This is a genomic window from Cytobacillus eiseniae, from assembly GCF_017874625.1.
GTDB lineage: Bacteria > Bacillota > Bacilli > Bacillales > Cytobacillaceae > Cytobacillus > Cytobacillus eiseniae.
Map to the genome: position 1 here is coordinate 84,934 of NZ_JAGIKZ010000011.1, position 12,861 is coordinate 97,794.

Annotated in this window: 11 protein-coding genes and 1 pseudogene; 3 read left to right on the plus strand and 9 right to left on the minus strand. The window is 35.5% G+C overall.

From position 1 onward, the window contains the following. Nucleotides 1-15: 15 nt before the first annotated feature. The gene (gene yqeH / locus J2Z40_RS11175; RefSeq protein WP_066396131.1) at nt 16-1,119 is read right to left on the minus strand and encodes a ribosome biogenesis GTPase YqeH; all 1,104 of its coding nucleotides are present in this window, start codon (nt 1,117-1,119) and stop codon (nt 16-18) included. Nucleotides 1,120-1,122: 3 nt separating this feature from the next. Further along, nucleotides 1,123-1,638, minus strand: coding sequence for a YqeG family HAD IIIA-type phosphatase (locus J2Z40_RS11180; RefSeq protein WP_066396133.1), 516 nt, complete (start codon nt 1,636-1,638; stop codon nt 1,123-1,125). A gap of 622 nt (nt 1,639-2,260) precedes the next feature. Between J2Z40_RS11180 and J2Z40_RS11185 the strand changes: the two genes are divergently transcribed. Next, nucleotides 2,261-2,401 (plus strand): sporulation histidine kinase inhibitor Sda, encoded by a 141-nt coding sequence (locus tag J2Z40_RS11185; RefSeq protein WP_066396134.1) that lies wholly within the window; start codon nt 2,261-2,263, stop codon nt 2,399-2,401. Nucleotides 2,402-2,752: 351 nt separating this feature from the next. Here the strand turns inward: J2Z40_RS11185 and J2Z40_RS11190 are convergent, their stop codons facing one another. Continuing rightward, entirely contained in the window at nt 2,753-3,535 is a 783-nt protein-coding gene (locus tag J2Z40_RS11190; RefSeq protein ID WP_066396135.1) for a phosphatidylserine decarboxylase, read from the minus strand. A 116-nt stretch (nt 3,536-3,651) separates the two neighbouring features. Between J2Z40_RS11190 and pssA the strand changes: the two genes are divergently transcribed. Beyond that, nucleotides 3,652-4,191 carry a CDP-diacylglycerol--serine O-phosphatidyltransferase gene (gene pssA, locus J2Z40_RS11195; RefSeq protein WP_066396136.1) on the plus strand — a complete coding sequence of 180 codons (540 nt, stop codon included), beginning with the start codon at nt 3,652-3,654 and terminating at the stop codon, nt 4,189-4,191. A 46-nt stretch (nt 4,192-4,237) separates the two neighbouring features. On the opposite strand, the gene J2Z40_RS11200 is transcribed toward pssA, so the two are convergent. Next, nucleotides 4,238-6,037, minus strand: a complete 1,800-nt coding sequence (locus J2Z40_RS11200) for a M3 family oligoendopeptidase (RefSeq protein WP_066396138.1) — start codon at nt 6,035-6,037, stop codon at nt 4,238-4,240. Between the two features lie 620 nt (nt 6,038-6,657). Here J2Z40_RS11200 and J2Z40_RS11205 point away from each other — a divergent pair. Continuing rightward, complete coding sequence (locus J2Z40_RS11205; RefSeq protein WP_157087835.1) at nt 6,658-7,629, plus strand: F510_1955 family glycosylhydrolase; 972 nt, start codon at nt 6,658-6,660, stop codon at nt 7,627-7,629. Between the two features lie 38 nt (nt 7,630-7,667). Here J2Z40_RS11205 and J2Z40_RS11210 read toward each other — a convergent pair whose 3' ends face one another. The 5 genes and pseudogenes from J2Z40_RS11210 to J2Z40_RS11230 form a co-directional block, all read right to left on the minus strand. After that, complete coding sequence (locus J2Z40_RS11210) at nt 7,668-7,997, minus strand: antibiotic biosynthesis monooxygenase family protein (protein ID WP_066396141.1); 330 nt, start codon at nt 7,995-7,997, stop codon at nt 7,668-7,670. 163 nt (nt 7,998-8,160) lie between these two features. After that, complete coding sequence (locus J2Z40_RS11215; RefSeq protein WP_066396144.1) at nt 8,161-9,087, minus strand: ABC transporter permease; 927 nt, start codon at nt 9,085-9,087, stop codon at nt 8,161-8,163. Next, nucleotides 9,084-9,953 (minus strand): ABC transporter permease subunit, encoded by an 870-nt coding sequence (locus J2Z40_RS11220; protein ID WP_066396146.1) that lies wholly within the window; start codon nt 9,951-9,953, stop codon nt 9,084-9,086. The genes J2Z40_RS11215 and J2Z40_RS11220 overlap by 4 nt, the downstream gene beginning before the upstream one ends. A gap of 707 nt (nt 9,954-10,660) precedes the next feature. Then, a pseudogene (gene sigK, locus J2Z40_RS11225) lies at nt 10,661-11,197 on the minus strand (RNA polymerase sporulation sigma factor SigK); the annotation flags it as partial. Continuing rightward, nucleotides 11,169-12,782, minus strand: coding sequence for a recombinase family protein (locus J2Z40_RS11230; RefSeq protein ID WP_389219267.1), 1,614 nt, complete (start codon nt 12,780-12,782; stop codon nt 11,169-11,171). The gene J2Z40_RS11230 and the pseudogene sigK, both read right to left, overlap by 29 nt. Nucleotides 12,783-12,861: the final 79 nt, after the last annotated feature.

Genomic DNA, 12,861 nt, shown 5'->3' on the forward strand with positions numbered 1-12,861 from the left:
GCAAATTAATAAATTTTAGATTAATGATTTTCTAACAAGTGCATGAACGCCTTTTGGTACATAAGCGGCCACTTTAGCCCCTGGGTCAGTAATTGTAATCCAGCCAAGACCAGAGAATACAATATCTGTTTTCCCTTCTTTAATAGTAAATTCATGCTTAACTAATTCAGGGAAAGTCTCCATATCTTCCATTCTCGGTGGAGTCAGTAATTCGCCGGCATGATTTTTATATAACTCATCTGCTTTTTCTAATTTCGTCCGGTGAATATTGATTTCATTTGAAAAATGACAAATGAAAGAACTGCGCCCACCTGCCACATAATCAAACCTTGCAAGACCGCCAAAGAAAAGCGTTTGACCTTCATTGAGCTGGTATACCTTTGGCTTAATTTCCTTCTTCGGCGTAATCACCTTTAAATCACGTTTATCAACGTAATGGGCCATCTGGTGATGATTAATAATTCCAGGTGTATCTACAAGTGCTTTTCCATCAGATAATGGAATTTCAATAATATCTAACGTCGTGCCTGGGAAATGAGATGTCGTAATCACATCGCCTTCACCTGTCACTTCTTTTAAAATGCGGTTGATAAATGTTGATTTCCCTACATTTGTACAACCGACCACATATACGTCTTTTCCTTCACGATATTCATCGATCGCTGCAGCAACTTCTTTGATTAACTGTCCTTTCGCTGCACTTACTAGAAAGACTTCCTCTGGCCGTAATCCGAGCTCTTTTGCTTCCTGCTTCATCCAATTGATAAGTTTATTCGTTTTTACTGATTTCGGCAGCAAATCTACTTTATTTCCAACAAGCAAAATTTTATTGTTTCCGACAAATCGATGCAGTCCTGGAAGCCAACTGCCGTTAAAATCAAAAATATCCACAATTTTAACGATTAATGCATCCATTTTCCCGATTTCATTTAATATTTTCAGAAAGTCGTCATCGGTTAAATGTACATCCTGTACTTCATTATAATGCTTTAAGCGGAAGCAGCGCTGGCAAATAATATCTTCTTTTTCAAGTGCAGATGTCGGTGCATAGCCGATTGCTTCCCGGTCTTCTGTTTGAATCTTCACACCGCATCCGATACACGAATATTGTTCACTCACTAATTAATCCTCCCATTGGATCATTCCTTTTTTACGGAACCAGTTTAATATTTGTCGTTCTATCTTTCGATTAAAACGGGTGATCAATCCGTCTGTTTGTGCAACAGGCACAACTAGAATCGTCTTGAATCCACTACGATTCCCACCGAGCACGTCCGTTAATAACTGATCGCCAATAACAACCGTCTCTTCCTTTTCAAGCCCCATTTCCTTCAGTGCACGATTAAATGCTCGTCCTAAAGGCTTCCTAGCTGCAGGAATAAATGGAATATGCAACGGGTCTGAAAAAGACCTTACACGATCCTCATTATTATTTGAAACAATTGTAATCTTCACATTGCTATGCTTCATTTCCTCAAACCAGCTAATTAATCTTGGTGTTGCATTTGGGCGATCCCATTCAACTAATGTATTATCAAGATCCGTAATGATCCCTTTAATGCCTTTTTCTTTTAAAACTTCAGGGGTTATTTCAAAAATGCTTTTTACATGCTGATCCGGCAAAAACTGTTTTAACACTATATTTACACCTCAGTTACCTTCAAAATTATAGTCAATTGCCCATTTTTCTAACCAATCATAACGAATATAAAGCTTTCTATCAATACGAAAAGCGGATGGCATTGCTCAGGGGCGACAAGCATAAGACGAGTCGGCTAGAAGGTTGGTCTTTAACCTACTGGACCAATTGGCTTATGACTCGAGCCCCCTATGCGTTGCCGCTAGACTATCGAAAAGCGGAAGCACCTTAGTTTGAGCGCTACCCCTATAATAATCGCCTTATACTCCTTCAATGTAAATCTCTTCTTAACTATTCTCTGTGCAGCAAGACAATTAAATGACAACAGCAACATTTCTTAGTAGTATATCCTTTTTAATGGAAAAATTTTTCGACAATATTCTTTATCTTCAAAACTGTGGATAACTTTATGCACATGAATTCAACTTATTTATATACTTTTCTAAATTTTATAAACAACTTAACCACAGGTTATCCACTTAAAGCTGTGGATAACAGAACGGTTGTTCTAACAACCTTTTTTTGCTAGAGTTAGTATACAACATCAAAACTATATTATATGAACGATGTTGTATGAATAGAACAGAATAGCAATCTATACTCTAATGGAGGTGAATGGACATGCGCAAGCTATCAGACGAATTGTTAATTGAATCCTATTACAAAGCAAGAAAGCTGAAACTAAGTCCCGATTTCATCCGCCTTATCGAAAAGGAAATTCACCGTCGCTCATTATCAAATATAATTAAAGTTTCTTCTTAAATTGTACAAGCCCTGAATGGGGCTTTTTTCTTTTTTATAAAGGCTGTTTTCGCAAACATTGTTGCTATTTTACACACAATTTTGGTAAAGGTTGATTTCCGCGTACGTGTGCTCCCTTTCCACGGGGTAGTCCGCTTGAGCCTCCTCGGAGCATCCGCTCCTGCGTAAGTCTCAACTGTCCTACGCATCTAAGCAGGACATTGAGTAGGCTTCATAGGATTCACACCGCACGAAGGAAATGCGACAGCATTTTCGAGGATCTCGCACCTTCCACTCCAATCAACCGACCTATTTGATAAACCAGTCATTCTAACATTTGATTATAAAACAATATTTTTTTAATATGAGTCTTTATAAAAGATCCCCAATCTTCTCACCCATTTTTATATCAAATGGGACTTTAATTGAAGATGATGGTTGGAACCGATCTTTTTCAAATAGGAGTACGACCGTTGATCCAAAAGAAAAATAGGCCATTTCATTTCCCTTCACCAGTTCTTCCCCTTCATGGATGACTTCGATAGAATTAACAAACATGGCTCCGACCTTCACAATTGATACAAAACCCCCACCGTTATGCAAGACTTCTGTAATTGTCCGGTAATTTTTCGATAACGGATGCTTTCCATATTTCAATCCTAGTTTATTTACTGGGTATGATTTGCTGCCTAATGTCCACTGATCAACTACTTTTCCTGATAATGGACTATGTATCCGATGATAATGACTGGGACTAAGGTAAAAAATAATGTATTGACCACCCACATACTTTTCTAGTTTTTCATCATTGCCTAGCATCTCTTTAATTGAATAATTCTTCTCTTTTACTGTAATTGTATGACCAGGCTCTATTCGTCCAATATCCTCAATCACTGCATCAACTGGACTGATGATTGCTTGATCACTCTCATCTGATATTCTCGCTCCTACTTTCAGCTTTCTCGTAAAAAAGTCATGGAGAGAAGTATATTCTCCAATGCTTTTTTCCATCTCACTTTCATTAATTTGATATACCTTGGCGAAAGACGGGATAAAATATCGGCTCTTTTTTGAAAGGGCAAATCTCTTTAAAATCCCCGAAGTCCATCTTCCATTCGTCAGTTCAATCATTAATCGATAAATCGATTGTATCAAAACTCTCACTCCTTAAAGTGTAAAAATACTCTTTATGTGTAGTCATAAATACATTATAATTTAATATGATTAAATAATAAGTATGTGCACTTTCCGACAAATGAGGTGTATGAAGAATGTTTTTATCGGATGTACTTGATCAAACGTTTAAGAAAATAAAAGCACAATTAGCCAATGCCTTAACTTTGACAAATTTATCATTAGGCGGTTTTGCAATCATTTATACGTTCAAAGGTGAATTCAATTTAAGTTTGCTGCTTATTTTTGTGGCAGCACTTATTGATCGCTTCGACGGCATTGTTGCAAGAAAACTTAATATTGAATCAGCATTAGGAAAGCAATTAGATTCCATGAGTGATATTATATCATTTGGTGTAGCCCCTGCACTATTAATATATCAAGGAATTTTATTTGAGTTTGGTGATCCTGGCGCATTTATTACAATTTTTTATATTGGCTGCGGGGCTTTCCGACTTGCTCGATTCAATATTAGCGAAAACAACGGCTTTTTTACAGGTCTTCCTATTACTGCTGCAGGATGTCTAGCGACCCTCATTTATCTTGCAATTCCTTACGTACCTTCTCCATTGTTCTTATTCATAATGATTATTCTCTCCATATTAATGGTAAGTCCATTTAAGCTAAGGAAAGTATAAATGTTAAAAGCCGCACCCACTTTGATCACATAGGTACGGCTTTTAATTATTCTTTATCTGTTAGCTCTAAAAATTCAACTACATCATCCATACATAGCTGCACTGCTTTTTCCCAGAAATCTGGCTTTGTTAAATCAACTTGTAAGTGCTTCATTGCAAGATCTTCAACTGTCATTGATGCTGTATCCTTTAATAAAGCAATATACTTTTCTTCATAGTCTTTGCCTTCTTCTAATGCTTTCGCATAAATGCCAAGTGAGAAAAGATAACCGAACGTATATGGGAAGTTATAAAAAGGAACACCAGTAATATAGAAATGCATTTTTGAACCCCAAAATGATGGATGATATTCATCAAGTGCATTTCCATAGGCTTCTTTCTGGGCTTCCTCCATTAGTTCATTTAACCTTTTCGTACTTACCGTTCCATTTTTTCTCTCTTCATAAAATTGCGTTTCAAACAAGAAACGAGCATGAATGTTCATTAACAACGCAACAGATCGTTGCACTTTATCTTCAAGTAGCGTAATTTTTTCTTCCTTTGTTTTTGCATTTTTTACTGACGCATCAGCCACAATCATTTCTGCTAATGTTGAAGCAGTCTCCGCTACATTCATTGCATAATTGCGATTTAATAAATGAAGATCTCTCATTGCATATGTGTGGAAGCCATGTCCAAGCTCATGAGCTAATGTCGAAATATTAGACGGAGTACCAGAGTAAGTCATAAAAATTCTCGATTGGCTGCTTTCAGGGAAGTACGTATGAAAACCTCCAGGTGATTTTCCTGGTCGATCTTCCGCCTCAATCCATTTTTCTTCAAACGCCATCTTAGCAAAAGATGTCATTTCATCGCCAAAATGTGAAAATTGCTCTAAAATAAATTCTGCCCCTTCTTGATAAGAAACTTTTGATTCAGATTGATCAATGGGTGCGTCTAAATCATACCAGCTTAGCTTTTCAAGTCCGAGAAGCTCTGCCTTTCGATTTAAAAACTTAACGAGTGGTGCTTTATTTTTTGAAATGACATCCCACATCGTTTCGAGCGTTTCCTTTGACATGCGATTAATATCCAGTGGCTCCTTTAATACTTCTTCCCAGCCCCGCTTCTTATACACATTCAGTCTAAAACCTGCTAAGTGGTTAAGTGCCTTCGCTAAATAATCTGATTGACCATTCCAAGCCTTCTCCCATTTAGCAAACATTTCTTTTCGAACGCTTCTGTCTGGGCTTGAAAATTTATTAGCCGCTTGACCGACAGATAAGTTCTTTTCTTCCCCGTTCTCTATGAAAGGAATTTTAATATTTCCAACAACTAAATCATAGAGCTGACTCCAGCTATGGTACCCATCCACGCCGAGTGCATTGATCAAGCTTTCTTCTTCTTTAGATAGCTTTTCAGAAGCATTTTTACGTCGCTCCGTTAGGACAAATGCCAATTCTTTTAAGCCTGACGTTTCCATTAATTCTGCCCATATTTCAGAATCAAAACTAGTAAGCTTTTCATCAAATAAGGTAAGAACAGACATGAATGCTGCACTTAATTGTGTAATCGTTGCGCGATGTTCTGCCGCTTTCTTATCGTTTGTATCCTGTGCTTGCAGACAGCTAACAAATGCGCCAGCCTCACGAATCTTTTTCGTAACAGCTTGGAATTTCTCTAATAAATGAGCAATTTCCTCCTGATCAGTAAGTGCATTCATTACTTCCCAATTATGTACACTTGTTTCGAATTCTTTTATTTCTTCCCTTGTTTCTTTTAAATGTGTCACAAATGCCTCAGAAGAACTCCCACCTTTAAAAAAGACATCTAAATTCCAAACGGGTGAATATGTGGTTGCTGTCATGCAAATCCTCCTTCTAATGTTTCTACAATTGTAATTACAGCTTTATTATAATGCAACTTTTCAGAAATCTCTATTTATATATGCCTTTTTATAATTAAAAGCTTATGCACAAAGCGCATAAGCTTTTATTAACATTTCTCGCTATAGTAAAAAAAACCTCCAAAAACGAGTAGTAAAATTAAGAGCACAACTGCGAGAGCTAACCAGAAACCTCCTCCTCCTCCACCATAGTACGGAGCAGGACATGGGGGTGGCGGACAACTGTATGTGTATCCATATGGCATCTGCTTTTTGCCTCCCTTCTTAATAGAGGATGTTCAAAAAGTCCGGGAAAAATAGCTGCCTTAATTTCTGCGTCAGTTTGCTTATCCGCTCCTCACATACCAAAAACGTACGCTCCGGTGCTCTAAGCGGCACTTCCTTGAACTTCTCGGCTCTTTTTCTTTTTGTCCTCCTTTTTGAACACACATTTATAAGTAAAATATGTGTAACAATGGCTTCCTGTATAGGCTTATGTGTATTTTTAAGGATTTTTTAGGATGAATCCTTTGCTTCTAGCAATTGTTTTCCGTTACTATTGGGAAGATAGTGTTTACTAATTAGCAGTTGGAGTGAAAAAAATGAGCATAGTAAAAAAGATCGTTTTGCCATTTATGATTGGAACATCCCTACTAATGACTGGCTGTTCGGATGAGGATCAAACAGAAACGAAGAAGCCAGATAAAATCAATGAACCTACTCAAGAAATTGCATTTGAAATAAAAAAGGCCTCTCCTCAGCGTCTTGAGCGTATTAATGGGTTAGGCTACCCAGGGAATGATGAAGGACTATACATCGCTTCAGATGAGGGGATCAAAAATTACACTGAAGAAGGCTGGCTAGAAGGCACTTCGCAAAAACATGAATATTTTGGCTTTCAGGCAAGTCAAGACGGATTTTTCACGAGTGGGGAGCCAGAAGAAGGGGCTAAATTAAAATCACCGCTTGGTATTGTGAAAAGCAAAGACAAAGGGGCAACAACCGAAGAAGTCGCTTTTTACGGAGAAAGTATTTTCCCATTTTTATCAAAAGGCTATGGCACAAATACAATTTATCTAATTAATCAAGAAGAAAACTCTGAGCTTGAACTTGGCGTCTATTTTTCAGAGGATGGAGGAAAATCATGGACACCAGTTACATTAAATGGTTTTGATGCAGATACGTTAGGAATGATTGCCGCACACCCATCCAATCCTGCTTTAATGGCGATGTCAACTAGAAGTGGAATATTTATGTCTAGCGATAACGGGGAGAATATAGAGAAAGTGACTGAATCAGTCATGACAACCGCTCTAGCATTCTCTGAAGAAAGCCTCTTTTATTCAGGTGTAATAGGTGATAAAGTACTTTTTTATCGTATGGATTTACAAACAAAGGAAGCCGTGGAATTAGATATTCCTTTCTTGAATTTTGATAACCCCGTTACATTTATTGCTGTAAATCATAAAGAAGAAGATACCATTGCCTTTTCGACCTATTTAAATGATGTGTATGAATCAAAGGATGGCGGGGAAAATTGGAAATTAGTTTTAAAGAATGGAAAAATTGAATAAAGAAAAATCTCAGGCCAAATGATTAGCCTGAGACTTTTTTATATTTGCTTTTGAACAGCATCTTTTACCGCTTTCACTTCATATAGTCCGCCTTCAGAGCTAACAATATAGTCTGGCTTTGGCTGGCCAAGCTTTGCTTTATGTCCAGCAATATGCTCTTCACTCTTCTCCCACTTTTTCCAGAACTCTTCCGATTCCCAACGAATCATCACAATCACTTCTTCATCTCCACGACGGCTTTTTTTCACCATTACTGTAGAATCAATGAAGCCTTCTTGCTTCTCAATAATCCCCTGACCTCCAAACCGGTTAACAACCTGATCGGCATTTCCCTCAGTGACAACAATTTTTTTCATTTGGACAAACATGAAATCATCTCCAATCACTTATAATACTTCTATAGTAATTGATAATGATTTTCAATGTCAACTTTTAACTTTATAAGTATTTCCTTTTCTGGATTGAGGTACAGCAATTAACATTCAGTACTTAATAATAAAGGATAGTAATATTAATTCAATACTTCTGCTATTATATATAATTTGTTCTTCTCCTATCATTCTTCATATTTTTTCCTATTCCTGAAGAAATAGCATACAAAGAAAAAAGAAATAGCAGATAGGCTAGTAAGGGAAAAATAACAACCCACTGCGCATTATACAAAAATGATCGGGATTGACCGATCAATCCAGCCCATTCATTAGTGATAGAAAGATAAATTGTAGGAAGATACTGTTTTTCTGTCCCTCCTAAAAAAAGATTAAAAATACCTAACTGCCCTATAATATGTAGTACTTGTATACACTCACTAAAAAAAATTGTCAATAAATTTACTTTTAGAGCGGGAAATATATGCTTCAATGAAATATGTAATTTACTTCCACCTAATGTTCTTGCAGCTTCAACAAAAGCTTTTTTTTTAATTTCTAGTGTTTTACTAAATATAACATTAAAAACTCCAGGAATACCCAAAAGAATCATAAAGGTAGCCTGTATGATTACTAATGAAGTTGGGGATAGTACTGGTTCGATGTTAATTCCTACCATTATAAAATAAATAATGATAAATACAGGGATTCCACTAAAGAGAGAAATACGTTTCGGTCTTTTATATGTCGATTGCTGACTTTTCAGTCCTCTGAATATTCCTAAAGTAGTTCCTATCATTACTCTAACAAATGCTACTAACAAAACTGTAAATATAGTATATTTTGCTCCATAAAGCATTAATGTTAATACATCATATCCCCATTTGTCAGTTCCAAATATATGTTCTTTAGACGGTGGAAAAGGTGATGCTCGTAACTGCCCTTCGCCATTACTATTAATAATGTAATCGATTTTTTTTGAGTGCTCTAAATCATAAGGAGCTAAAAAAGGCCCTATTAAAGCTATTACAATGAAAAAGGTGAATAACAATATTCCAATGATTAATTGTATATTAACTTCATTTTTCATTTAGAGATACACCTTTCTATAGATGCTATAAATAGCCTTAAAGAGTAATAACATGCTAAATATAATATAAAAAAAGATATAAGACATAAAGCAACTAAATTATACTGATAACCAAAATGTACCTGGTATTGAAACAATATTGTAGTTAAACCACGAGTATTATATAGATACTCCACAATAAATAAATTTCCCATCATAATACTGAGTACTTTGTGCAAGTCTGCTTTCAAATAAGGTATAACATTTGTTGCAATATGATATACATATATGTATATTTTTTTTAGCCCTTTTGACTTTGCTGTAAGAATATAGTTTTCAGTTGTTATATCAAACGTTATTTCTGATAGACTTTTGACTAAATATACAATAGGTATCAAAACTAACGTAAATAATGGAAGAAAAAGCGCTGGTTCGCTAATAGAGGAAGAGGCAACTTTAACAGTTTTTAACCCCCAATTTTTGTTGAGATAAACGATTAATAACTGCAGCATAAGAACTAAGAGAAAATCAGGTATTATTCCTATAAATCCGATACTAACATCTATCCATTTACTCGATCTTTTCCAAAAAAATATCCCTAATATCATTGAAAGAGAAACTACAATTAGTGCTGAAATGGTTAAATATAAGTATGAAGATATAAAAAATGAAATTAAGTCATTAGTTATGGAACGGACTCTGTCACCTTGTTTATAGTACCAAGAGTCCCCTGTAAAGAGGCCATTTATGAAAGAGTTTATATTACTAAACATTGACACTAAATCAATATTAAAGACTCCATCAACATTCTCCATACCCAATGGTATAACAGCCAAAATCAGTAATAATATCAGACTAATAATATATCTAATTATATTTGTTGTCATTTTTATCCTCGTTACATAAGATTTAAAAGGCACCTACACTTATTATTTTTTATTTAAACAAGATTAATATTATTTCTTTAAAGTAATTAAGTACAACGATACCCTGTCCAAGGATTAGTGCTTATAGTTAATCACAAATAAAATTATCTGAAATATAAAAATAGTTCAACTCAAATATAAACATTGTCTAAATTACTGTCAACAATTCATGGAATATAATCCCACTCATCCCCAATTAAATGTATTAATTGCTTTTCCTTTTTTCCTTCTTTAAGTCAAGACTGAAGCGCCCCAAAAAATTTCCCAGCCATCAAGACATCCATTAAGGATATATCATTCTCCTATGGAGGTTATCTGTTTAAGCTTTACTATACCTAACACAGGAGTCCATTTAACACACTAATAACTTTCTGTTTTAAGACTTTTCTTTTCTTCAACAAATTTCCAACTACATAAAGATAGTGTTCAAAGAAAACAATAATATCTTCAACTTCAGATATTATATCTTGCAATAATAAATTCTTTGTCAGATTGGAAAAAATAAATGACTTAATTAAACAATGTCTATGAATCAACGAATTTTGTGAAAAACCAGAAGGTATTTTGGCACAAAAAAAATCTCAGGCAATCGATATGCCCAAGATTTATATTGTTTGATTCATTATTTTTATAGTAATTGATTTTCAGCGCCAATCAATTTACTTACCTTAGCTATTTTTGCGCTTTTCCTTCTCCGCCCGATAAAATTCATGGAACATCTTCATCAACGCCCGCTTTTCAATCCTCGATACATAGCTTCTGGATATACCAAGCTCTTTGGCAATTTCTCTTTGCGTTTTTTCCTTTTTCAAATCAAGACCAAATCTGCCGACAATGACTTCCTTTTCCCTGTCATCAAGCACACCAATGTATTCTTTTACTTTTTCTAGCTCCATATTTAATTGAATCGTATTGATGACATCCTCTGAATCTGATTTGAGAACATCGATTAAGGATATTTCATTCCCTTCCTTATCTTGGCCAATCGGATCATGAAGGGAGACGTCTTTTTTCGTCTTTTTTAAGGCTCTTAAATGCATAAGAATTTCATTTTCGATACAACGAGCCGCATAAGTTGCTAGCTTCGTCCCTTTTCCTTCTGAATAGCTCTCAATTGCCTTAATTAACCCTATCGTACCGATGGAGATGAGATCTTCCGCATCCTCACCTGTATTTTCAAATTTTTTGACGATGTGACCATGAAGCAATGTCATCTAAGAGCCCTTTAACTGCGATTCCAACCTTTTCACTCTTGGCATCAATCGTTATTTCTTCAATTAGCAATTCCATTAATTCACGCTTATCCTCGAATGTCATTTCATCTTTCTCAAACATGTTCTCTATTGTATTAAGTATCATATCTACTTGTTCATTCGTCATTACACAGCTTTCTTGGCTTTCTTTCTTCCTATTTAATACATCAATCTCATTAGTAATTTTCGTTATCTCTTGATTGATTTTCTTCATATCCTTTAGCATCTCATCTTCTGTAATCACTTGAGCCACCACATACATGCGTTTCACACGGTCTCTTTCATCTGCTTTTTGCTTCAGCTGTTTCTCTAATTCCATCAACTCATTATCTAATCCGTCATCTTTTTTTATCAAAAGGTCTTTCGCAGCTTCTTCAAACATTTCACGATTGCCTAACGTATCATAAATCAAGTTCATAATATATTTGTCAAGCAAATCAACTCTAATCGTTTGGGATTCACATTTTTCTATTCCATCACCGTACCGCTTTGGATTTAGATTCGGGCATCTATAAACGGCGTATTTTTTCTTTTCACCAGTTTTTTTATCCACGCGCCCATTATAGGTAGTACATTCCCACATGCGTCCGCAGTGCTTGCAGCGTATCATCCCTTTAAATAAATAATTAAATCTCACATTTCCACGCTTTTTTATATTCTTTTCTTTTTGTTTTTGAGCTAGATTATATATTTTTTTATCAATTATGGGTGGAACATCTACCGTAATCCATTCGGATTCATCACGGATTTTATATGTTTTTTTCTGTTTTCCTGATGCTGTTCTTTCTCCCCAGACTTTTTTCGTTTCACGTCTGTTGTAAATATATTTACCGATATAGATTTCGGAAGTTAAAATCCTTCGGATAGATGTAGCACCAAAATTGTTACTTTGAGCTCGTTTTGGTACCGCACCCTCTTTAAACAACTTCTCCCCTATTTCACGAAGCGTTAATCCCTCTAAATACCACTTGTATATCCTGTTTACAAATACAGCTTCCTTTTCATTAATATAAAGCTCTCCATCTTTATAATCGTATCCGTATGGAGGTGTACGCATGGGCATAATCTTTTTATCTTTTTCAACCGCACGAAGTCGTCCACGAATAGTACGCTTTCTAATTTGAGCCAATTCATATTGAGCAAAAACAGAACGCATATTAAAGAACATTTGTCCTTCTGGGGTATTTTGGTATTCCGTATCGATAAAAATAATTTCTACATCTTGTCTGTCCCATTCTTTGCAAACAATCAATTTATCCGTTAAATCTCTTGTCAGTCTGTCTGGATCGGTAATAATAACTTTATGGATGATACCATTCGCAGTATCTTCTCTGAGTTCATTCATCTTAGGACGATCAATGTCTTCCCCACTTCGACCTTCTTCTCGATAAACTTTTATTTGAGACTTTGAATAGCCCAGTTCTTTGGCTCGTTTCATACAAAGTTCTTCTTGTGTCTCTAAGCTATAACCTTCCTCAGCTTGATTTTGTGTGCTTACACGAGAGTAAATTCCTATCATTGATATATCTCCTCGCATTTACCTTGATATCATTATTCTTATCGTTCTGTGCCTTTTCATAAACCTTCTTCTGTTAAATCCCTTACATATACCTATG